This is a genomic window from Pseudomonas uvaldensis (genome assembly GCF_021271205.1).
GTDB classification, from domain to species: domain Bacteria; phylum Pseudomonadota; class Gammaproteobacteria; order Pseudomonadales; family Pseudomonadaceae; genus Aquipseudomonas; species Aquipseudomonas uvaldensis.
This window is the reverse complement of sequence record NZ_JAIWKS010000002.1, coordinates 122,012-144,724: the sequence shown is the minus strand read 5'-3', so window position 1 is coordinate 144,724 and position 22,713 is coordinate 122,012. Positions and strand designations below refer to the sequence as shown.

Below are 22,713 nucleotides of genomic sequence, written 5' to 3'. Positions count from 1 at the left end.
GAAGTATCAATCATGAGCCGGATCACACGTGTGTTGAATGTCCGCTCCCTAGCACTCTGCCGGCTTTGCCTGTCACTAACGATGCTGGTGGCCTGTCAGACGCACGGCGATCCACTGTCGATTGAACTGCATATCCTGGATGCTCCCCCCCTCACATTCATCGATGATCCCCGAGGTCATGGAATCGTCGGAGACATTGCCATGCAAGCCATGGCCAAGGCCGGATATGCGGTAAAACTCCACGTGCTCCCCTGGGCAAGGGCGCAAAAGCATGTCAGCGAGGAACGCGATCACCTGATCGCGCCTCTGTCACGCATACCCGTGCGCGAGGACCGCTTTACCTGGATCGCGTCGATCATGCCGATGGAGCGCGCGTTCTTCAGCCTTGACCGGCAGGTGGACAGCTTCGCCCAAGCCAAGAAAACCTACCGCAAGATCGGCGTAGGCCTGGGTAGTGCTCAGGAGGAAATCCTGCGCTCGGAGGGGTTCAGCGACGAGCAGATCCATCCTCTGACCATCGGCGACAATCCGGCCCAGATGCTGTTGATGGGACGTATCGATGCCTGGTTCAACGGCGTTCCGGAAAGTCGATACATCTGGCCGAAAGTGTCCGAACGCCCATTGCTCATGAGCCCTGTTGGCAGCAATGCCGACCTTTACCTGGCCTGCTCGAAGCAGTGCACACCGAAAATGGTCCAGGAGCTGCGCGAAGCCGTTGAAGCCCTGCGCCAGGATGGAACGTTCGAACGCATACAGGCGCTCTATCTGCCCCAATAATCCCTGGGCTCTTAACAGCCTTGATACTCGTTCATGCTGCGTTGAAAACAGCCTGTGGGATGGCAACTGGCTTATATCATTCCGAATGATAGTGATCTTTGCTTCATTCGATTCGTTCCTTCCCTTCCCGCCACGCATTATCCGCCCATTCTCAATACATTGGCGGAGCTATCCATGGAACATTCACTTTCAAAATTGCGCTTTCCCCTCGCACTGTTGGCGGTGCTGGTGATAAGTGCCTGTGGCAAGACTCCCGATAGCGCAGCTTCCATGCCAGCTGCCAAGGTCAGTGTAGCCAAGGTACTGGAACAACCGGTCAATGAATGGGATGAGTTCACCGGGCGCCTGGAGGCACCGGAAACCGTCGAGATTCGTCCACGGGTTTCCGGGCAGATCGATGAAGTAGCCTTTACCGAAGGTGCATTGGTCAAGAAAGGCGACTTGCTGTTCCAGATCGACCCTCGCCCTTTCCAGGCCGAGGTGCGTCGTCTCGAAGCCCAGCTCGCCCAGGCCCGTGCGACCGCCGCCCGTAGTGAAAACGAAGCCCAGCGCGGCGAACGCCTGCGCCAGAGCAATGCCATTTCCGCCGAGCTGGCTGATTCGCGCACCACCGCCGCCCAGGAAGCCCGTGCCGCCGCCGCGGCCATCCAGGCGCAACTGGACCTGGCCAAGCTGAACCTGAGCTTCACCCGGGTCACCTCGCCCATCAGCGGTCGCGTCAGTCGTGCGGAAATCACTGCCGGCAACCTGGTGACCGCTGATACCACGACGCTCACCAGCGTGGTGTCCACCGATAAGGTCTACGCCTACTTCGACGCCGACGAGCGTGTCTTCCTCAAGTACACCCAACTCGCCCGCCAGGGCCAGCGCGGCCAGACCACGCCGGTCTACATGGGCCTGTCCAACGAGGACGGCAACCCGCACCTGGGCCAGATGAACTTCATCGATAACCAGGTCAACCCGCAGACCGGCACCATCCGTGGCCGCGCCGTGTTCGACAACAAGGACGGCGCCTACACCCCTGGCCTGTATGCCCGGCTGAAGCTGGTGGGCAGTGGCACCTACTCCGCCGTGTTGATCAACGACGAAGCCGTGGGCACCGATCTGGGCAAGAAATTCGTGCTGGTGCTGGACGCCGACAACAAGCCCGCGTACCGCGCCGTCGAGCTGGGGCCGAAGATCGAAGGCCTGCGCATCGTGCGTAGTGGCCTGAGCAAAGACGACACAATCATCGTCAAGGGACTGCAACGGGCGCGTCCAGGTGCACCGGTAACCCCTGAAACCGTGCCGATGGCCAGCGAAGAAACCCTCGCGGCCCTGGCACAACAACGCAAAGCACTCGAAGCCAGCAACCTGCCCCAAGTCGCGCCTTCCAAGGCGACAAACGGAGCGGCAGGCAAACTGGCCGCTGCGACCCCACGCGGTTAAGGGACTGAATCCAAGATGAAATTTTCCCAGTTCTTCATTTCACGGCCGATCTTCGCAGCGGTGCTGTCGCTGCTGATCCTGATCGCCGGCGCTATCTCGCTGTTCCAATTGCCGATCAGCGAATACCCGGAAGTCGTGCCGCCGACCGTGGTCGTGCGTGCCAACTTCCCCGGCGCCAACCCCAAGGTCATTGGCGAAACCGTGGCCGCGCCTCTGGAGCAGGCCATCACCGGTGTCGAGAACATGCTGTACATGTCCTCGCAGTCCACCGCCGACGGCAAGATCACCCTGACCATCACCTTTGCCCTGGGCACCGACCTGGACAACGCTCAGGTACAGGTGCAGAACCGGGTCACCCGGACCGAGCCCAAGCTGCCGGAAGAAGTGACCCGGATTGGGATTACGGTGGACAAGGCCTCGCCCGACCTGACCATGGTCGTGCACTTGACCTCGCCTGACAAACGCTACGACATGCTCTACCTGTCCAACTACGCCCTGCTCAACATCAAGGATGAGCTGGCGCGCCTGGGTGGCGTGGGTGATGTGCAGCTGTTCGGCATGGGCGACTACTCCCTGCGGGTCTGGCTGGATCCGAACAAGACCGCTTCGCGCAACCTGACCGCCACCGACGTGGTCAACGCGATCCGCGAACAGAACCGCCAGGTCGCCGCCGGTGCCCTGGGCGCGCCGCCTGCGCCGAGTGCCCAGGCCTTCCAGCTCTCGATCAACACCCAGGGTCGCCTGGTCAATGAAGAAGAGTTCGAGAACATCATCATCCGCTCCGGTGCCAACGGCGAGATCACCCGCCTGAAAGACATCGCACGGGTCGAGCTGGGCTCGAGTCAATACGCCCTGCGCTCGCTGCTGGACAACCAGCCGGCGGTGGCGATCCCGATCTTCCAGCGCCCTGGCTCCAACGCCATCCAGATCTCCAACGACGTTCGCGCCAAGATGGAGGAATTGAAGAAGGGCTTCCCGGCCGGCATGGACTACAGCATCGTCTATGACCCGACGATCTTCGTGCGCGGCTCCATCGAAGCGGTAGTCCATACCCTGTTCGAAGCGCTGATCCTTGTCGTGCTGGTGGTGATCCTGTTCCTGCAAACCTGGCGCGCCTCGATCATCCCGCTGGTCGCCGTACCGGTGTCGTTGATCGGTACGTTTGCCGTGATGCACCTGTTTGGTTTCTCGCTCAATGCCCTGTCGCTATTCGGCCTGGTACTGGCGATCGGTATCGTGGTGGACGACGCCATCGTGGTGGTGGAGAACGTCGAGCGCAACATCGAGCTGGGACTGGTCCCGGTGGAAGCTACCAAAAAGGCGATGGGGGAAGTGACCGGGCCGATCATCGCGACCGCCCTGGTGCTGTGCGCCGTGTTCGTACCGGCGGCATTCATCAGTGGTCTGACCGGACAGTTCTATAAACAGTTTGCGTTGACCATCGCGATTTCCACCGTAATCTCGGCGATCAACTCCCTGACGCTGTCGCCTGCGCTGGCTGCTGTATTGCTCAAAGGCCACGATGCACCCAAGGATCGTTTCTCGCGCTTCCTGGACCGGATCCTCGGTGGCTGGCTGTTCCGTCCGTTCAACCGCTTCTTCGAGCGTGCCAGCCACGGCTATGTAGGCACGGTTGCCCGCGTAATCCGCAGCAGCGGCATCGCCCTGTTCGTCTACGCCGGCCTGATGGTGCTGACGTTCTTCGGCTTCTCGACCACGCCGACCGGCTTCGTGCCCGGCCAGGATAAGCAATACCTGGTGGCCTTCGCCCAACTGCCGGACGCCGCGAGCCTGGACCGCACCGAGGACGTGATCAAACGCATGTCCGACCTGGCTCTCAAGCAACCTGGTGTCGAAAGCGCCGTGGCCTTCCCCGGTCTGTCGATCAACGGTTTCACCAACAGCCCGAACGCCGGCATCGTGTTCGTGACCCTCAAGCCCTTCGATGAACGCAAGGACCCGAGCCAGTCGGCCGGTGCCATCGCCGGAGCCCTGAACGGCCAGTACTCGGAAATCCAGGAAGCCTACATGGCGATCTTCCCACCGCCGCCGGTACAGGGCCTGGGGACCATCGGTGGCTTCCGCCTGCAAATCGAAGACCGGGGCAACCTGGGCTACGACGAGCTGTACAAAGAAACCATGAATATCATCACCAAGAGCCGCAGCGTGCCGGAACTGGCCGGCTTGTTCACCAGCTACACCGTGAACGTGCCTCAGGTCGATGCCGCCATCGACCGTGAAAAAGCCAAGACCCACGGCGTGGCCGTCAGCGATATCTTCGACACCCTGCAGGTCTATCTGGGCTCGCTGTACGCCAACGACTTCAATCGCTTTGGCCGCACCTACCAGGTCAACGTCCAGGCCGAACAACAGTTCCGTCTCGAATCTGACCAGATCGGCCAGCTCAAGGTGCGTAACAACCGTGGCGAAATGATCCCGCTGGCAACCTTCCTCAAGGTCAGTGACACCTCGGGCCCGGACCGCGTGATGCACTACAACGGCTTCATCACCGCCGAGATCAACGGTGCCGCCGCGCCGGGCTACAGCTCCGGCCAGGCCGAGAAAGCCATCGAGAAACTGCTCAAGGAAGAACTGCCCAACGGCATGACTTACGAGTGGACCGACCTGACTTACCAGCAGATTCTCTCGGGCAACACTGCACTGTTCGTATTCCCGCTCTGCGTACTGCTGGCGTTCCTGGTACTCGCGGCACAATACGAAAGCTGGAGCCTGCCGCTGGCGGTGATTCTGATCGTACCGATGACCCTGCTGTCGGCCATTACCGGGGTGATTCTGTCGGGTAGCGACAACAACATCTTTACCCAGATCGGCTTGATCGTATTGGTGGGGCTTGCCTGTAAGAACGCGATTCTGATCGTCGAGTTCGCCAAGGACAAACAGCTGGAAGGCATGAACCCGCTCGCTGCGGTCCTGGAAGCCTGCCGCCTGCGTCTGCGGCCGATCCTGATGACGTCCTTCGCGTTCATCATGGGCGTCGTGCCCCTGGTGTTCTCCAGCGGTGCCGGTGCCGAAATGCGCCACGCCATGGGTGTCGCAGTGTTCTCCGGGATGCTCGGGGTGACGTTCTTCGGCTTGCTGTTGACCCCGGTGTTCTACGTACTGATCCGCAACTTCGTCGAGCGCAGCGAGGCCCGCAAGGCGGCCCGGGCTTTGAAACTGGAGACACAGCAATGAGTTTGAAAGTGTTCATGCCGAGCTTGCTGGTCCTGGCGCTGAGCGCCTGCGCCGTAGGCCCGGACTACAAGGCACCGCAGACGGAGGCGGCGAATATCACCACCGCCACCGACGGCGCCGCCGGCCAGAAGAACTTCGACCGGGCCCGTTTCGAAGGCATCTGGTGGCAGCAATTCGACGACCCGACGCTCAATGCATTGGTCACCCGCTCGCTGGAAGGCAACCGCGAGTTGCGCGTCGCCTTCGCCCGCCTGCGGGCGGCCCGGGCGATTCGCGATGACGCCAGCAATGACGCCATGCCGACCATCACCAGCCGTGCCAGCAGCAACCTGGGCAAAGGTCAGAATCCGATGGGGCAGACCGACGACCGGGTCAATACCGAGCGCTATGACCTGGGCCTGGACATGGCCTGGGAACTGGACCTGTTCGGACGAATTCAGCGCAACCTGGAGGCCACCGATGCCGACCAGCAGGCCGCCGAAGCCGACCTCTATCAGCTTCAGGTGACCATGATTGCCGAACTGGTGGATGCCTACGGTCAACTGCGCGGCGCCCAGCTGCGGGAGAAAATCGCCCTGGCAAACCTTGAGAACCAGCAGGCGTCACGCAAGATCACCGAAAGCCTGCGCGATGCCGGTGTCGGCGATCAGCTCGACGTGGTGCGCGCCGATGCACGCCTGGCCTCGGTGGAAGCCAGCGTGCCGCAATTGCAAGCCGAACAGGTGCGCCAGCGTAACCGTATCGCCACCTTGCTCGGCGAGCGCCCGGACAAGCTGAGCGTCGACCTGAGCCCCAAGGAGTTGCCCGCCATCGCCAAGGCCCTGCCCATCGGCGATCCGGGTGAGCTGCTGCAACGGCGTCCGGATATCCTCAGTGCCGAACGCCAGCTGGCGGCTGCCACGGCGCGCATTGGCGTCGCCAAGGCCGACCTGTTCCCGCGGGTCAGCTTGAGCGGTTTCCTTGGCTTTACCGCCGGACGTGGTTCGCAAATCGGTTCCTCGGCGGCCAACGCCTGGGCGCTGGGCCCGAGCATCACCTGGGCCGCCTTCGATCTGGGCAGCGTACGGGCACGTCTGCGCGGGGCCAACGCCGAGGCGGAAGGCGCCCTGGCGACCTACGAACAGCAAGTGCTGCTGGCCCTGGAAGAGTCGGAAAACGCCTTCAGCGACTACGGCAAGCGCCAGCAACGCCTGATCTCGCTGATCCGCCAGAGCGAATCGAGCCGCGCCGCCGCTGACCTGGCCGAGATCCGCTACCGCGAAGGCACCGTGGACTTCCTTGTGCTGCTCGACGCTCAGCGTGAGCGCTTGGCCGCCGAAGACACCCAGGCTCAGGCCGAAGTGGACCTGTATCGCGGCATCGTAGCGATCTACAAGGCCCTGGGCGGAGGCTGGCAACCGGAGACTGTCGCCAGCAACTGACCGCCCCCGCACCCGAGCTCCTTTGGTTGGCCGCAACCAACCAAATTCCTTGCCCCGCGCCTCATTCGGACGCGGGGCTTTTTTTTGCCTGTTGCACAGGCCAGTGCAAATGCCGCAGGGTTTGACTCACGCCCCGGCCTGACCGAAGCTTGCAGGATTTTCACGCACTCTGGTTATGGATTTCCTGCATGCCCTCGCCTCGCCGCTATCTGCTCCTTTGCCTGTCCGCCCTGCTGGTGATCGGTCTTGTCGCGGTGTGGTTGCGCAGTACCACGCCGCAGATCCCCGAAGCCATCAAGCGTGGCTACAGTGAGGCCCTGGAATATGCACGCAACGGGCAGCCAGGGGCGGCGCGGATGCTCTATCAACAGCTGGGACGCCCGGATCTCTCACCCAAGCGCCGGGTGTGGCTGCACGGCGAACTGCCCAATTACCCGAGCCCACAGGCCCTGAAGCTGGCGGATGCAGACCTGCACAGCGAATCGGCGGATGTTCGCCGGGCAGCCATTGGCAGCATCGTCGGGCTGGTGCCGCCGAACCAGCGCACCCTGCTGCTGGGACCAATGCTCGAGGACAACGAGCCTGAAGTGCGGTTTGCCGCCGTGAATGCACTGCTGGGCCTGTCACCCGATGACCTGGGCTTGTATTTCGGTGCCATGCAGCTGGCCATCGACACTTGGAAACAGGTGCTCCAGGACGGCCCGCTCACCAGTGAATCCCTGTATCAGCTCGCCCGCCTGTACCTGCACAACGCCCAGCTGGACAAGGCCCGACAAGCCCTGGAACAGGCCTTGAAGCTCAAGCCGGATAACCTGCCGGCACTGGTCATGCAGGTCGAAGTGCTGGACAAACTGGGCCAGGGCGATGCCGCGCGCAAATTGCTCGCCCGAGAGTTGCAAGCCCAGCCGGAATCGGCTTATCTGCAACATGCGCTGGGCATGTGGTTGCTGCAGCATGGCCAGACCGAATACGCCGTGCTCGGCTTGGCGAAAGCGGTGGAACTGGAGCCGGAAAACCGTCATTACCGTTATGACCTCGCCACCACTCTTCACGCCGAGAATGAGGTGGAAGCGGCGCAAAAGCAGTTGCAAGAGATCGTCCAGCGCTACCCCGCCGACCGCAAGGCGCGGGTCCTGCTGATCAATTACTGGAAGGAAACCGGTCAGTTGCAGCATGTTCAGGTTCTATTGGCGAAGTTGGAACAACTGAACCCCGACGACCCGGCGTTGCAGCAAGCCTGGTGAGGGTGCAAGCCATGATTCCCTGGCGAGCGATCGCGTGATGTCCGACGGCCGGAAACACCGAATCAAGGCTCGAAGTCGTCGACAGTGTCACACAAGCAAGCAGAGGAAGCGGAACCGCTATCGCCGCCAACGGTCAAGTAATGAGGCGGTTCATTTCAGGCTCTACCCGGCCTACCGCCCATTTCCCTGGTCATGAGAGGGCTCTTTTTGTCTACATCCAACGAGTTGATCAGCGCAAAAGCCGCTACCGGCATTGAAGGGCTGGACGATGTCCTTTCCGGTGGCCTGTCCCGCGGTCATGTGTTCCTGCTTGAAGGGGAACCGGGGACCGGCAAAACCACGGTCGCCTTGCATTTCCTACTGGCGGGCGCCCGGGCCGGCGAGCGATCCTTGTATATCACCCTATCGGAAACCGAACGGGAACTGCGTCAGGGTGCCGCCTCCCACGGTTGGGAGATGGATGACAACATTGTCATTTTCGAGCTGACCCCGCCAGAAAGCCTGCTCAACGCCGAGCACCAGCAAAGCCTGCTGTATTCTTCGGACCTCGAGCTGGGGGAAGCCACCCGGCAGATCTTCGAAGTGGTGGAACGGGTCAAGCCGACCCGGGTGGTGCTCGACAGCCTGTCGGAGATCCGCCTGCTGGCCCAGAGTTCGTTGCGCTATCGCCGCCAGATCCTGGCGATCAAGCATTATTTCGTGCGCTACGACGCCACGGTGCTTTTGCTCGACGACCTGACCACCGAGTCCCTGGACAAGACCGTCCACAGCGTTGCCCACGGGGTGATTCGCCTGGAAGAACTGACCCCCACCTATGGCGCCGAGCGACGCCGGATCCGGGTGGTCAAGTATCGCGGACAGAAGTACCGCGGCGGTTACCATGATTTCACCATCATGACCGACGGCGTGCACGTCTTCCCACGACTGGTGGCCGCCGAACACCGCGGGCAATACAACCGCCATCAACACTCCAGCGGCATCGCACAAATGGACGCCTTGCTGGGCGGCGGTATCGAAACCGGTTCCAGCACCTTGATCCTGGGCCCGGCAGGTACCGGCAAATCGCTGATTGCGCTGATCTTCGCTGCAGCCGCGGTGAATCGTGGCGAGCACGCCGCGCTATTCATCTTCGACGAGGAACTGGGCCTGTTGTACGAGCGGATGAAAAACATCGGCATCGACCTGCAGGCACTCCAGGACACCGGCAGGTTATTGATCGACCAGGTGGACGCCGCCGAACTGTCTCCCGGCGAGTTCTCTCACCGAGTGCGTCGTTGCGTCGATGACGGCAACATCAAGACCGTGGTGATCGACAGCATCAACGGCTATCAGGCAGCCATGCCGGAGGAAAATGCCCTGGTGCTGCATATGCATGAGCTGCTGCTCTACCTCAACCGCAAGGGCGCGGCGACCTTCATGACCGTCGCGCAACACGGCCTGGTGGGCGACATGCAGGCGCCGGTGGACATCACTTACCTGGCCGACACGGTGATCCTGCTGCGTTACTTCGAAGCGCTGGGCAAGGTTCGCCGAGCGATCTCCATCATCAAGAAACGCACCGGCAGCCATGAATCCACCATCCGCGAATACCGCATCGGCAACCAGGGCATGACCATCGGCGAGCCGCTGGAGGCCTTCCAGGGGGTATTGCGCGGTGTGCCAACCTACATGGGAGCGGACAATCCGTTGCTCAAGGACGACATCCAGTGACGTTAGCGGAACCCTTGTCCGAGCGGGCGTTGATCCTCGCCCCGCTGGGAAGGGACAGTCAGATTGCCTTGATGATCCTCAATGAAGCCGGTTTTGCCGGCCTCATCTGCCGTCATCTGGGGCAGTTGTGCGAAGAATTGGAGAAAGGCGCCGGCTTGTTGGTGATTTCCTCGGAGGCCCTGGTGGGGCCGGACCTGGAGACGCTGTTCCTGCAAATCGAACAACAGCCTGCCTGGTCCGACTTGCCCATCGTCCTGTTGACCCATCACGGTGGCCCGGAACAGAACCCGGCGGCACGCATCGGCGTGCAGCTGGGTAACGTGACCTTCCTGGAACGCCCTTTCCACCCCGTGACCCTGGTCAGCCTGGTGACCACCGCACTGCGCGGCCGCCGAAGGCAATACGAAGCCCGGGACCGCCTGATCGACCTCAGCAACAGTGAATTGCGCCTGCAAAATACCCTCGAAACCCTCGAGCAGCAGGTAGAGGAACGTACCGCACAACTGCGCCACAACGAAGAAGCCCTGCGCCAGTCACAGAAAATGGAAGCAGTCGGCCAGCTCACCGGCGGCATCGCCCACGACTTCAACAACATGCTCACTGGCATCATCGGCAGCCTGGAATTGCTGCGCCGGCGCCTGGCGCGCGGTCGTACCGAAGACCTGGACAGCCTGATCGACCTGGGCGTGACTTCCGCCAACCGCGCCGCCGGCCTGACCCATCGCTTGCTGGCTTTCTCTCGCCGGCAATCGCTGGACCCCAAGGCCGTGCAGACGAACACTCTCGTGTTGTCCATGGGTGAGCTGTTGCAACGCAGCCTCAACGAAAGCATCCGGCTCGACATGCAACTGGACGATCAACTGTGGATCGCCGAAGCCGACCCCAACCAACTGGAAAGCGCCCTGCTCAACCTGGTACTCAACGCCCGGGATGCGATGCCCGATGGCGGAAGACTTGTGGTGAAGACCTTCAATCAATATCTGGATACCGGATTCACCGACGCCTACACCAACCTCGAACCCGGCGACTACGTGGTACTGAGCGTGCAGGACACCGGTTGCGGCATGCCGGAAGCCGTCGTCAGTCGCGCCTTCGACCCCTTTTTCACCACCAAACCCATCGGTCAGGGGACAGGGCTGGGCTTGTCGATGATCTACGGATTCAGCAAGCAGTCCCACGGCCATGTGACCATCGACAGCGTTGTCGGCCAAGGCACCACGGTCAACCTGTACCTGCCGCGCTTCCACGGTGAAGAAGTGCAGGAAGCGCCCGTCGACAACCAGCACACACCCCATGCACAGAATGGCGAGACCGTGTTGATCGTCGAAGACGATCCCGCGGTACGGGTGTTGGTCAGCGCGGTGCTGAGCGAGTTGGGTTATACCTTCCTCGAGGCCGCCGACGCCAACGGCGCGATCCCGATCCTGCAATCGGGTCAACGTATCGACCTGTTGATCAGCGACGTGGGACTGCCCGGCATGAACGGCCGGCAACTGGCGGAAATCGGTCGGCAATTGCGCCCGGATCTACGGGTGCTGTTCATCACCGGCTACGCCGAACACGCCGCTGTACGCGGCGGCTTCCTGGACCCGGGCATGCAGATGGTCACCAAGCCGTTCACATTCGATTTGCTGACGGCCAAGGTGCGGGAAATGATCCGGGCCTGAACGGCCCGAGCCTGCCGACATTTCAGGAAATCAGGACAACATTGTCCGCATGATGCTCTGCAGTTGATCCAGCTTGAACGGCTTGCCCAGGATCGGTGCCGCTCGGGTGATCGGACTGTCGGTTTCCTTTATCTCCGCGGCGTACCCGCTGATGAAGATCACTTTCAGGTCGGGGCGCAACCTGACTGCAGGCTCGGCGATCTGCACCCCGGAAATGCCGCCTGGCAGACGAAAATCAGTAATCATCATGTCCAGGTGGGGCTTGCTTGCCAGGATCTCGAAGGCCTTTTCACCGTTCTCGGCCTCCAGCACCCGATACCCTTCGCCCGACAGGTAAGCGGACAACACCGTCATGACCGAGGGGTCGTCCTCGACGATCAATACAACATCTTGCGCATCTTCACTCATGAGAAGCCTTTGTTCGATCAATAGCTGCTGATACGACCATAGGGTCACCCGGAGGTTGCGTCGGACCGACGGTTTTCTGCAAAGGCAGACAAACGCGAAACAGGGCCCCTTCGTTGATGCGACTGTGGACGGTAATGGTGCCTCCATGGGCGGTCACAATCTGTTCGGAAATGAACAGCCCCAATCCCAGGCCGGAGGACACCGCCTTGGATGACACCCGCTCGAACTGCTGGAAGATGCGCCTCTGGTTCTCTTCGCTGATGCCTATGCCATGGTCCTGGACTTCGACGCACGCGTGGCCGGGCGTCTTGTACACCCGCACTTCGATAGGGCTCTTGCCGCCATAGCGCAACGCGTTGGTCAGCAGGTTCGACACCACCTGTTCGATCCGGAATTCATCCCAGTGCCCCTCCACCGAGGGCTCGGCGGTAAAGGTCAGCGTGCATTCGGCCGCCACGATCTGCGGCTGAAAATTGCGCAACAGGTTCTCCACCAGCGTGGTAAGGTTGAAGCGGCTCGGACGGATAGACAGTTTGCCGGTGCGAATCCGGGACACGTCCAGCATGTCTTCGATCAAGCGGATCAAACTCTTGATCTGGCGCTCATCGCGCTCGACCATCGCCCGCACCTTGTCCAGGCTGAACGCCGCGGCGTTATCCCGGGCCAGGTGCATCTTTCGCAGTTGGGTTTCAAGGATCAGGCCGTTGAGGGGCGTTCGCACCTCATGGGCGACGATCGACATGAAATCATCACGCATGCGCACCGCCTGTTCGAGTTCGCTGCGGACAGTCTGCAGCTGTTGCAGCAGCACCTCCTGCTCCCGACGACTCTGTTCCAGAGCGACCACCTGCTCTTTCACCGCCTTCTTTTGGCGATAGAGCTCCACGAATACGTTGACCTTGCTCCTGACCGCATGGGCGTCCAACGGCTTGTGCAGGAAGTCCACCGCGCCGTTTTCATAACCGGTGAAGGCATAGTTGCGTTCACGCCCGGCGGCGCTGACGAAAATGATCGGGATGCTGCGGGTCTTCTCGGTGCCGCGCATCAGCTCGGCGAGTTCGAAGCCGTTCATTTCCGGCATCTGCACATCGATGATGGCCAGGGCGAATTCATGTTGCAGTAGCAGCGACAACGCCTGGTCAGCCGACAGCGCCTTGAAGACCTTGCGGTCAGCGCCTTGAATCAGCGCTTCCAGTGCCAGCAGATTTTCCGGCAGATCGTCGACGATCAGCAGTTTGGCTTGAATCTCTTGTGGCATGTCGTTCATTCCAACCCGGCCAGCAAATGGCTGATGCCTTGTAAAGTGAGGATATGGTCGGGCTCGTGCAGCGCCAGCGCCGCCTCGGGCATGGTCGACACCTGGGCTTCGTCGGGATCCTGGACAACCGTGATTCCCCCCAACGCCTTGACCCTGGCCAGGCCACGGGCGCCGTCATCGTTGGCGCCGGTCAACAACACCGCCAGCAGGTTCGGCCCATAGACGTCGGCGGCGGACTCGAACAGGACGTCGATGGAGGGTCGGGAATGATGCACCGGATCCTCCAGGCTCAACGACAGGCTGCGATCGGCCTCGACCGACAAGTGATAACCGGGCGTGGCAAAGTACAGCGTGCCGGGCTGGATGTCCTGCTTGTCCCGCGCCTCCTCCACCGGTATCGCCAGACGATGGCCGAAGACCGTGGCCAGTTGGCTGTCGCGCTCGTCGGGCAGGTGCAGAACGACCAGCACAGGTATGCCGAACCTCTTGCGCAATTGCCCGAACACCTTGAGCAGCGCCTCGACTCCGCCGGCGGACGCGCCGACGACAATGGCCTCTACCCGCGGCCTGGGTCCGTCCGTCGTCTGGTTCATAACTTGCGATATATCCGTTCCTGTTTGACCAGCGGTTCGAATTGATTGCCGTATGAAGAAAAATCCAGGGTTTCCTTGCTGCCCAATACCAGGAACCCTCGATGACTGAGTGATTCATGGAATAACCCGATGGCGCGATCTTGCAGCTTTTTATTGAAATATATCAATACGTTACGACACGAAATTAATTGAGTTTCAGAAAAGACGCTGTCCGTTGCCAAGCTGTGATCTGCAAAGGTCACGTTCTGGCACAGGGTCTTGTCGAACATGGCGTAATCGTAAGCGGCGGTGTAATAGTCGGCAAACGACCGCCGCCCACCGGCCCGCTGGTAATTCTGGGTATAGGCCCTGACGTTTTCCAGGGAGAAGATGCCCTGCTTGGCTTTCTCCAGCGACCTGGGGTTGATGTCGGTGGCATAGATGAATGTGCGGTCCAGCAGGCCTTCCTCCCGCAACAGGATCGCCATGGAATAGACCTCTTCCCCGGTGCTGCAACCGGCAATCCAGATCTTGATCGACGGATAGGTTTTGAGCAGCGGAACGATTTCTTCGCGGATCGCCAGGAAATGCGACGGGTCGCGGAACATCTCACTGACGGGGATCGTCAGCAGCTGCAATAACTGCATGAACATGCCCGGATCGTGCAATACGCGCTCCTGGAGCGCGGAAATCGTCCGGCATTCGAACTGACTCAATGCGTGCAGGACCCGGCGCTTGATGGAAGCGCCGGAATAATCCCGAAAATCGTAGCTGTACTTGAGGTAGATCGCTTCGATCAATAAACGAAGTTCAATGTCAGTGTCACGTTCCACTAAATTCTTTCCATATTTGGCAACCACACGCGAATCAGCGAAAACAGACGGTCCAGGTCGATCGGCTTGGCCAGGTAATCATTGGAACCCGCCGCCAGGCAACGCTCCTGATCGTCCTTCATGGCCTTGGCCGTCACCGCAATGATAGGCAACTTGCGCCAGCGCGGGTCCTTGCGGATCAACGCAGTGGCTTCGAAACCGTCCATTTCCGGCATCATCACATCCATCAGCACCAGGTCGATGTCGTCGTTCTCATTCAAGCGCTCGATCGCCTCGAAGCCGTTACGGCCGATGACCACGATGGCACCTTTTGCCTCCAGGGCGCTGGTCAGTGCGAAGATATTGCGCACATCGTCGTCCACCAACAGCACCTTGCGCCCTTCGAATACCTTGTCGCGGCTACGGGCAGCCTTGAGCATCCGTTGACGTTCATGGGACAACCGGGATTCGACTTTGTGCAAAAAGAGTGTCACCTCGTCCAGCAACCGCTCCGGAGAACGGGCGCCCTTGATGATGATCGAGCGCGAATATTTGCGCAGCTCGGCCTCTTCATCGCGCGTCAGGTTGCGCCCGGTGTAGACAATCACCGGCGGGAACGAACAGATTTCCTCCGCAGACATACGCTTGAGCAGATCGTTGCCGAGCATGTCCGGCAGCTTGAGGTCGATGATCATGCAGTCGTAGACGTTGTCCCGCAGCAGATCCAGGGCTTGCTGGGCAAAGCCCACCGCAGTGATCTCGATGTCATCGTCGCCGATCAGGCGAGTGATGCTATCGCGCTGCAAGTCATCGTCTTCCACCAGCAGGACGCGCTTGACCTTCTGGGTCAGCTTGGCCTCCAGGCGGGCGAACACGTCCTTGAGCTCTTCACGGGTGGTCGGTTTGACCGCGTAGCCGATGGCGCCCATGTGCAATGCCGCCTCGACGCGGTCCTCGACGGAAATCACATGCACCGGGATGTGCCGGGTCTCGGGCTGTTCCTTGAGCCGCTGCAACACGGTCAGGCCTGAATGATCGGGCAGGCGCATGTCCAGCAGGATTGCATCGGGTTTGAGGTGGGAAGCCAGGTCGAAGCCTTCGTCGGCAGCGTGCGCCACCAGGCACTGATAGCCCAGTTCATGGGCCAGGTCGAACAGGATCCGGGCGAACTTGGGTTCGTCTTCGATCACCAGGATGCAGCGGGTGTCGAAGGGGGCTTTGTCCCTGTCATCAGCGAAGCGGGCCACAATGTCCACATCGGCGATAATGGGCGCGGGAGCCGGCGCCGGCACATAGGACGCCGGAGCGGGTAATGTCGCCGTAGGGGTGAACGTCCTGGGTTCTGCCGGTGCGTTACCGGGGTCGACATAGCGCTCGGGCAAGACCAGCGTGAACACGCTGCCCTGCCCCGGCTCGCTGGAAACAGAGATCGAGCCACCCAGCAATGTGGCCAGGTCCCGGGAGATCGACAATCCCAGGCCGGTGCCTCCGTAACGACGGTTGGTGGTGCCGTCCGCCTGGCGGAATGCCTCGAAGATGATCTGCTGTTGTTCGGCGGAAATGCCGATGCCCGAGTCCCGCACCATGAATGCGATGCCGGAGCCCGGCTGACCGGCCACCGACAGGCAGACCGTACCCTGTTCGGTAAATTTCACCGCATTGGACAGCAGGTTCTTGAGCACCTGTTCCAGGCGCTGGCGGTCGGTGTACAACATGGTGGGCGCGTCCGGAAGCAACTGCACTTCGAAACCAAGGCCTTTATCAGTCGCCAGAGGCTTGAACATATCGCGCAAGCCTTCCACCAGGCGCGGCACGCTGGTGTTCTCCGGCCGGACTTCCAACTTGCCGGCCTCGACCTTGGAAATATCGAGAATATCGTTGATCAGGTTCAGCAGATCATTACCGGCCGAGTAGATCGACTCGGCAAACTTGACTTGCTCCTCGCTGAGATTCTTCTGAGGGTTTTCCGCCAGCAACTTGGACAGGATCAATGAACTGTTGAGCGGCGTACGCAACTCGTGAGACATGTTGGCGAGGAACTCGGACTTGTATTTGCTCGATCGCTGCAACTCTTCGGCGCGTTCCTGCAATTGCAACTGGGCCAGGTTCAGTTCGGTGTTCTTCTGATCCATGGCGTCGCGTTGCTCGGCCAGTTGTTCGTTGGTCTGCTCCAGTTCCTGTTGCTGGACTTCCAGATGCGCCTGGGATTCCTTGAGGATGCGCGACTGTTCTTCCAACTCTTCGTTGGCCGTCTTGAGCTCCTCCTGCTGGACTTGCAACTCCTCGTTCAGTTGCTGGGTTTCGGCGAGCACTTCCTGCAAACGCTGACGATAGCGGGCAGCCTCTATGGACGTACCGATGTTGCCGGCGACCCGCTCAAGCAGCTCGAGATCGCGGTCGGTCAAGGGACGCAGGAAGCCCAGTTCGACGACGCCATTGATCCGGCCGTCGTCGCTGGTGGGGACCACCACTACGCTGTTGGGCGCCCCGCTTCCCAACCCCGAACTGACTCTCAGGTAATCGGCGGGCACCTCGTCCAGGCGGATCAGTCGCCCTTGCTGCACGGCTTGGCCGACGATGCCTTCACCGGCGACGATAACCTGCTCCTTTTCATCGTCCTCTCGGGACATGCCATAAGTGGCGACACGCTTGAGCGTGCCGTTTTCATCACGCGCATAAAGCGCGGCAACGGCCGTGTCCAGGTACCTGGCGCAGAACTGCAGGATGTTGCGCCCCAGCAGGTTCAGGCTCAGCTGGCCCAGGACCTGCTCGGCCAGTTGAGTCTGCCCCGTGCGCAGCCAGGCCTGTTTTTCCAGATGAAGGGCACTCTGCTGCTGGATCTGTAGGCTGGCGCTGTAACTGCTGGACAGCCCCAACAGATCCCGCCGACCGATATAGGCCAGCAATCCGCTGATCGCGGCAACGAACATCAAGTACAGGGTAATGCTCCACAGCGTCGTGGTGCGCACCTTCTCGTTGCGCGCCGTGCGCAGTTGCTGCTCGGTATCGACGATGTCCTCGAAAGTCTTGCGGATCTCATCCGTCAGGCGCTTGCCACGCCCGGCCTTCACCGCGCCACGGTAATCGCCACTGCTGCGTTGCAGGTCGATCATGCTCTGGGCGTAGTTGGCCCATTCGACCTGAAGTGCCTGCACCTTGTGTATGCGATCGGTCTGGACGGGGTTATCGGCTGTCAATTCCAACAATGTATCCAGCGCAACGGCAATGCGCGGCTTGGCCACTTCGTAGGGATCGAGAAAATGCTCGTCACCGCTCAAGAGGTAGCCACGCATGCCGGTTTCAAGGTCCACGCTCAATTTCAGCGCTTCGTTGGCATTATTGATCACCCGGTCGGTATGCCCGACCCATTGGATCACCGACAGCAGGTAAGTGATCAGCACGATGAAAAACACCGCACTGAGGGCACCCATGCCCAGTGGCAGGCTGATGTTGCGGATCAGAAGCTTACGGAAACTTTGCTCGTCAACCGAAGACGAAGGAGTCATGAGAAGGACCTTGGCGAACAGTTGAAAACCATGGAGTGTGCCCGAAAATGACGGGTTGGATCCACATTTCTGACGAGTCAAGGCTGTATTCCCCGACGGCGGCCAGCCAGTAGCAAGGGAAGCGACTATCCTTGTCAGCTCTTGTACTATAGATCCTTTCTTCTACAGCCCCGGGAACTTGTCCCACCTCGCGACTTACTCATGCATAGGGTCTTTTTTCACTCCCGATTTCATTTTTCCGAGAATAACGATTATGTCCACCGCCGCCCCTGTCACTAACACCACTGTTCTGGTAGTCGAAGATGACGACATCGTTCGCATGCTGATCGTCGATGTACTTGAAGAACTGGAGTATCGGGTGCTCGAGGCGGACGGCTGTGAACAGGCGCTGGAGTATCTGCGCAACCTTGACCAGCCCATCGACCTGATGATGACGGATGTCGGCCTGCCGGTGATGGACGGCCGCGAACTTGCCAGACAGGCGCGTTCGGTACGTCCGGGACTGCCGGTTTTGTTCGCCAGCGGCTATGCCGAAAGCATCGATGTACCCGACAGCATGGCGGTCATCGGCAAGCCGTTTTCCATCGACCAGCTACGTGACAAGGTCAAGAGCCTTCTGCCTTGAGCCGGAGTGAGTTCTTGGTCACTATCGGCGCCCCACGCAGCACCTGCGCCTGATTAACCCAAGGAAAACACCTGCTCATGTCCCATCCCTCCGCCCTCAAGGTCCTGGTCATCGGCTACGTCTGGCCCGAACCCCGCTCATCGGCAGCCAGTGGGCACGTCATGCAGATCCTGGAGACATTCCTGAGCGAAGGATGGGATATCACCTTCAGCAGCCCCGCTCGCCCCGGCGAGAACCGTGCCGACCTGGTCGCGCTGGGCATCCATGAGGTGCCGATCGAACTCAACAACAGCAGTTTCGATGCATTCATCCGTGAACTGGCGCCGGATATCGTGTTGTTCGACCAGTTCATGATGGAGGAGCAGTTCGGCTGGCGGGTCGAGAAACACTGTCCCAATGCCCTGCGGCTGCTGGAGACCTCGGACTTGCAGAGCCTGCGCCATGCGCGGCATCAGCGCCTGAAGGACCGTTTGAAGGCCGACGATCATTCTCAGGATTTCAGCGATCTTTTTGCACCAGCGCTGCACCAGGAATTCCAACTGATGGCCGACACCGAGATTGCGAAGCGGGAAATCGCTGCCTTGTACCGCTGCGATTTGAATCTGATGGTGTCCGAGATTGAAATCGAACTGCTGGTGGAGCATTTCGGGCTGCCCCGTAGCCTGCTGCTGTGGTGCCCATTGATGCTGGACCTGCCGGACGCGCCTTCGGTGCCGTTCGACGGACGGGCGCACTTTCTGAGCATCGGCAACTTCCGCCACGCGCCGAATTGGGATGCGGTGCTCTGGATGAAAAACACCATCTGGCCGCTGATCCGCCAGCAACTGCCCGGCGCGCAACTGCACCTGTACGGCGCCTACACCCCTCCAAAAGCGGCAGCGCTGCATAATCCAGCCCAGGGCTTCCACATCATGAACTGGGCCGAAGATGCCTTGCAGGTCATGTCGGCGGCACGCATCTGCCTGGCTCCGTTGCGTTTTGGCGCCGGCATCAAGGGAAAACTGATCGAGGCCATGCTATGCGGCACGCCCAGTGTCACCACGCCCATCGGCGCCGAAGCCATGCATGACACGATGCCGTGGCCCGGAACGATTGCCACCAGCGCCGAGGCCATCGCCAACGCCGCTGTACAGTTGTACAGCGACCCTACGCGCTGGGCCCAGGCTCAGGATGCGGGCCGTGCGCTACTGGCGAACCGTTACCGCAAGCAGGTCCACGGCCCGGCACTGATCGAAAGCGTCCTGGCCTGCCGCGCCAACCTGGCGCAACGGCGTCGGGATAACTTCACTGGCAGCATGTTGCGCCACCACCAACACAAGAGCACCCAATACATGTCCCAGTGGATCGAGGAGAAGAATCGCCACCTCTGATGACAGACCCTGAATCCCGGCAGTTTTCATCGGCGTGGACTTTTTCGGTCGCATGCCGGTCATAGGCAACGGTATAGGCAGCCCCTGCGCCGGGCATGACCGCCGGATGAGCATCCGGGGTGGCACGCGCCTGGCGAAGGGAGCATCATCCAGCGGCAATAACAATAAAAGCGCAGCCTCATGACCCGAACAGCGAGAGTCAACGATCCCTCCTATGAGTTGATGGATGACCATAACGGACAGTCCATCATTTATCGCCAGCACGGCTTTCCTTGCCCGCTGGTGCGCTGGCATTTCCATAAGGAATACGAGCTACACCTGATCGTCGCCAGTTCCGGCAAGGTATTCATCGGCGATTACATCGGCAACTTCTACCCGCAGACGCTGTTCCTCACTGGCCCCAACGTGCCCCACAACTGGATCAGCCAGGTGGCCGAGAACGAAGTGGTGCCCAAGCGCGATATGCTGGTGAACTTCACCGATGAGTTGTTCGACAGCGGCCATCAAGTGTTTGCCGAACTCAAGACCATCGCCCCGCTGCTGGAACGCGCCCGCTATGGCATCGAGTTTCGTTGCAAGCGCACCATCCGCCAGGCCACGATCCTGATGCAGCGAATTGCCGACTCCCAAGGCATGAGCCGCCTGGGTTACTTTTTCATCCTGATGGAGCTGCTGGCCACCACGGATGACTATCAGTTGCTCTCCGGTGCCACCTCCTCACAGATGGCCGATGAGCACAGCGTCGACCGCACCAACCGCGCCGTGGACTACATCTTCGCCCATTACGCCCGCGAGTTGCCTCTGGAAGAAGTCGCCGAGCACCTGGGTATGAAACCCACTTACTTCAGCCGCGTCTTCAAGCAGGCCACCGGCCGCTGTTTCGTCGAATTCGTCAATCGACTGCGCATCAGCAAATCCTGCGAGCTGTTGGCCGATGGCGACAAACCGGTCACCGACGTGTGCTTTGAGTCGGGTTTCAACAATATTTCCAACTTCAATCGCCGATTCCAGCAACTCAAGGGCATGACCCCTTCCCACTACCGACGGCTGGCGGTGCAGCGGCTGACGGAGCAGAACCAGGGCTGAGCGCTCAGTTCCCTCATCAATGAGGGCCTCACTCAGTGCAAAAAAGTATCAGAGCAAGTGCTACGGATGATTTGTCACGCCGTCGATTGAAGGCTGTAATCAGCGCACATTCTTCCTTTCATCCGGAAGACAAAAACAATAACTGTCCTTCCGCAGCCTGCCTGGCTCGGAAAAGGAGTGCGCGATGAAACCTTCGTTAAAAGCTCTGCTTGCTTCCACCTGCATGACCCTCAGCAGCGTCAGTTTCGGCGCGCAGACTCTCACCATTGCCACCGTTAACAACAGCGACATGATTCGCATGCAGAAGCTCTCGAAAACCTTCGAGGCCGAGCATCCGGACATCAAGCTGAACTGGGTGGTGCTCGAAGAAAATGTCCTGCGCCAACGCCTGACTACCGACATCGCCACCCAGGGCGGGCAGTTCGACGTGTTGACCATTGGCATGTACGAAGCTGCACTCTGGGGCGCCAAGGGTTGGCTGGAGCCGATGAAGGATCTGCCTGCCTCCTATGACTTGGACGACGTCTTTCCCTCAGTGCGTGACGGCTTGTCCGTGAAGGGCTCGCTGTACGCCCTGCCGTTCTATGCCGAGAGTTCGATCACCTACTACCGTACCGACCTGTTCAAGAACGCCGGGCTGACCATGCCCGAACGCCCGACCTGGACGCAGATCGGTGAGTTCGCGGAAAAACTCACCGACAAATCCAAGGAACAGTATGGCCTGTGCCTGCGGGGCAAGGCCGGTTGGGGCGAGAACATGGCGCTCATCACCACCCTCGCCAACGGCTATGGCGCTCGCTGGTTCGATGAGAAGTGGCAGCCGCAATTCAACGGCCCCGAGTGGAAAGACGCTCTGAGCTTTTATGTCGACAACATGAAAAAATCCGGCCCACCCGGCGCCTCCAGCAACGGTTTCAACGAAAACCTGGCACTGTTCAACAGCGGCAAATGCGCCATCTGGGTCGACGCCAGCGTCGCCGGCTCATTCGTGACCGACAAGACGCAAAGCAAGGTGGCCGATCACGTCGGGTTCACCTTTGCCCCACACGAGAAAACCGACAAGGGCACCTCGTGGATGTACTCCTGGTCGCTGGCGATCCCTGCCAGCTCCAAAGCCAAGGACGCGGCCAAAGTCTTTACCAGCTGGGCGACATCCAAGGAATACAGTCAATTGGTCGCCAAGACCGACGGCATCGCCAACGTACCACCTGGCACTCGGACCTCGACCTACAGCGAGGAGTACATGAAGGCCGCGCCGTTTGCCAAGGTGACGCTGGAATCGCTGAAAGTCGCCGACCCGAAGGCTCCGACCCTCAAGCCTGTGCCGTACATCGGCATTCAGTTGGTGACCATTCCGGAGTTCCAGGCCATCGGCACCCAAGTGGGCAAGCTCTTTTCGGGCGCACTGACCGGCCAACAGACCGTGGACCAGGCGCTGACCGCCGCGCAGTCCACCACCGAACGCGAGATGAAGCGCGCCGGGTATCCCAAGTAACCCGAGGCTCCCGCTCTCCGCTTTCTGCTTTTTGTGGGAGCGAGCCTGCTCGCGATAGCGGTTACCCAGCCGACATCAATGTTGGATGTGTCGACCGCATCGCGATGCAGGCTCGCTCCCACAGGGGATCTTTTCAAGA

16 protein-coding genes are annotated in these 22,713 nt (G+C 60.4%); 11 read left to right on the top strand and 5 right to left on the bottom strand.

Translation table 11 applies throughout. From position 1 onward, the window contains the following. Positions 1–12 precede the first annotated feature (12 nt). From LCU97_RS04225 to LCU97_RS04195, 7 genes are all read left to right on the top strand, one after another. Entirely contained in the window at positions 13–777 is a 765-nt protein-coding gene (locus tag LCU97_RS04225) for a substrate-binding periplasmic protein (protein ID WP_232775647.1), read from the top strand. 174 nt (positions 778–951) lie between these two features. After that, positions 952–2,205, top strand: coding sequence for a multidrug efflux RND transporter periplasmic adaptor subunit MexE (gene mexE, locus LCU97_RS04220; RefSeq protein WP_053151617.1), 1,254 nt, complete (start codon positions 952–954; stop codon positions 2,203–2,205). Positions 2,206–2,220: 15 nt separating this feature from the next. Further along, a complete protein-coding gene (locus LCU97_RS04215; RefSeq protein WP_232775646.1) occupies positions 2,221–5,400 on the top strand; it encodes an efflux RND transporter permease subunit in 3,180 nt (1,059 codons plus the stop codon). Further along, entirely contained in the window at positions 5,397–6,821 is a 1,425-nt protein-coding gene (locus LCU97_RS04210) for an efflux transporter outer membrane subunit (RefSeq protein WP_232775645.1), read from the top strand. Before LCU97_RS04215 ends, LCU97_RS04210 begins: the two co-directional genes overlap by 4 nt. 188 nt (positions 6,822–7,009) lie before the next feature. Then, complete coding sequence (locus tag LCU97_RS04205; protein WP_232775644.1) at positions 7,010–8,065, top strand: tetratricopeptide repeat protein; 1,056 nt, start codon at positions 7,010–7,012, stop codon at positions 8,063–8,065. Between the two features lie 207 nt (positions 8,066–8,272). Further along, positions 8,273–9,775, top strand: coding sequence for an ATPase domain-containing protein (locus LCU97_RS04200; RefSeq protein ID WP_232775643.1), 1,503 nt, complete (start codon positions 8,273–8,275; stop codon positions 9,773–9,775). Further along, entirely contained in the window at positions 9,772–11,442 is a 1,671-nt protein-coding gene (locus LCU97_RS04195) for a response regulator (RefSeq protein WP_053151604.1), read from the top strand. Before LCU97_RS04200 ends, LCU97_RS04195 begins: the two co-directional genes overlap by 4 nt. Before the next feature lie 30 nt (positions 11,443–11,472). Here LCU97_RS04195 and LCU97_RS04190 read toward each other — a convergent pair whose 3' ends face one another. From LCU97_RS04190 to LCU97_RS04170, 5 genes are read right to left on the bottom strand one after another with little or no spacing between them, the layout of a single operon-like run. Next, a complete protein-coding gene (locus LCU97_RS04190; RefSeq protein WP_053151601.1) occupies positions 11,473–11,850 on the bottom strand; it encodes a response regulator in 378 nt (125 codons plus the stop codon). Continuing rightward, complete coding sequence (locus tag LCU97_RS04185) at positions 11,843–13,108, bottom strand: hybrid sensor histidine kinase/response regulator (protein WP_232775642.1); 1,266 nt, start codon at positions 13,106–13,108, stop codon at positions 11,843–11,845. The genes LCU97_RS04190 and LCU97_RS04185 overlap by 8 nt, the downstream gene beginning before the upstream one ends. Before the next feature lie 5 nt (positions 13,109–13,113). Beyond that, positions 13,114–13,701: a chemotaxis protein CheB gene (locus LCU97_RS04180; RefSeq protein ID WP_053151599.1), complete on the bottom strand. Its 588-nt coding sequence runs from the start codon at positions 13,699–13,701 to the stop codon at positions 13,114–13,116. Beyond that, complete coding sequence (locus LCU97_RS04175) at positions 13,698–14,513, bottom strand: CheR family methyltransferase (RefSeq protein ID WP_053151596.1); 816 nt, start codon at positions 14,511–14,513, stop codon at positions 13,698–13,700. The genes LCU97_RS04180 and LCU97_RS04175 overlap by 4 nt, the downstream gene beginning before the upstream one ends. Beyond that, complete coding sequence (locus LCU97_RS04170) at positions 14,513–17,998, bottom strand: response regulator (RefSeq protein ID WP_053151593.1); 3,486 nt, start codon at positions 17,996–17,998, stop codon at positions 14,513–14,515. Before LCU97_RS04170 ends, LCU97_RS04175 begins: the two co-directional genes overlap by 1 nt. A 253-nt stretch (positions 17,999–18,251) precedes the next feature. On the opposite strand from LCU97_RS04170, the gene LCU97_RS04165 reads away from it, so the two are divergent. The 4 genes from LCU97_RS04165 to LCU97_RS04150 all read left to right on the top strand — a co-directional run bounded on the left by LCU97_RS04165 (position 18,252) and on the right by LCU97_RS04150 (position 22,574). Then, the gene (locus tag LCU97_RS04165; RefSeq protein WP_232775641.1) at positions 18,252–18,623 is read left to right on the top strand and encodes a response regulator; all 372 of its coding nucleotides are present in this window, start codon (positions 18,252–18,254) and stop codon (positions 18,621–18,623) included. Positions 18,624–18,700: 77 nt separating this feature from the next. Continuing rightward, on the top strand, positions 18,701–19,993 hold the full coding sequence (locus LCU97_RS04160; RefSeq protein WP_232775640.1) for a glycosyltransferase family 4 protein: 1,293 nt from the start codon (positions 18,701–18,703) through the stop codon (positions 19,991–19,993). Positions 19,994–20,173: 180 nt separating this feature from the next. After that, complete coding sequence (locus LCU97_RS04155) at positions 20,174–21,079, top strand: helix-turn-helix domain-containing protein (protein WP_232775639.1); 906 nt, start codon at positions 20,174–20,176, stop codon at positions 21,077–21,079. A gap of 184 nt (positions 21,080–21,263) precedes the next feature. Next, complete coding sequence (locus tag LCU97_RS04150) at positions 21,264–22,574, top strand: ABC transporter substrate-binding protein (RefSeq protein ID WP_053151581.1); 1,311 nt, start codon at positions 21,264–21,266, stop codon at positions 22,572–22,574. Positions 22,575–22,713 lie beyond the last annotated feature (139 nt).

Excerpts from the sequence above, each read along its gene's own strand:
- LCU97_RS04225 (WP_232775647.1), top strand. The coding sequence starts at position 13 with ATGAGCCGGATCACACGTGTGTTGAATGTCCGCTCCCTAGCACTCTGC.
- LCU97_RS04170 (WP_053151593.1), bottom strand. The coding sequence starts at position 17,998 with ATGACTCCTTCGTCTTCGGTTGACGAGCAAAGTTTCCGTAAGCTTCTG.
- LCU97_RS04190 (WP_053151601.1), bottom strand. The coding sequence starts at position 11,850 with ATGAGTGAAGATGCGCAAGATGTTGTATTGATCGTCGAGGACGACCCC.
- mexE (WP_053151617.1), top strand. The coding sequence starts at position 952 with ATGGAACATTCACTTTCAAAATTGCGCTTTCCCCTCGCACTGTTGGCG.
- LCU97_RS04205 (WP_232775644.1), top strand. The coding sequence starts at position 7,010 with ATGCCCTCGCCTCGCCGCTATCTGCTCCTTTGCCTGTCCGCCCTGCTG.
- LCU97_RS04215 (WP_232775646.1), top strand. The coding sequence starts at position 2,221 with ATGAAATTTTCCCAGTTCTTCATTTCACGGCCGATCTTCGCAGCGGTG.
- LCU97_RS04210 (WP_232775645.1), top strand. The coding sequence starts at position 5,397 with ATGAGTTTGAAAGTGTTCATGCCGAGCTTGCTGGTCCTGGCGCTGAGC.
- LCU97_RS04165 (WP_232775641.1), top strand. The coding sequence starts at position 18,252 with ATGTCCACCGCCGCCCCTGTCACTAACACCACTGTTCTGGTAGTCGAA.
- LCU97_RS04150 (WP_053151581.1), top strand. The coding sequence starts at position 21,264 with ATGAAACCTTCGTTAAAAGCTCTGCTTGCTTCCACCTGCATGACCCTC.
- LCU97_RS04180 (WP_053151599.1), bottom strand. The coding sequence starts at position 13,701 with ATGAACCAGACGACGGACGGACCCAGGCCGCGGGTAGAGGCCATTGTC.
- LCU97_RS04185 (WP_232775642.1), bottom strand. The coding sequence starts at position 13,108 with ATGCCACAAGAGATTCAAGCCAAACTGCTGATCGTCGACGATCTGCCG.
- LCU97_RS04160 (WP_232775640.1), top strand. The coding sequence starts at position 18,701 with ATGTCCCATCCCTCCGCCCTCAAGGTCCTGGTCATCGGCTACGTCTGG.
- LCU97_RS04155 (WP_232775639.1), top strand. The coding sequence starts at position 20,174 with ATGACCCGAACAGCGAGAGTCAACGATCCCTCCTATGAGTTGATGGAT.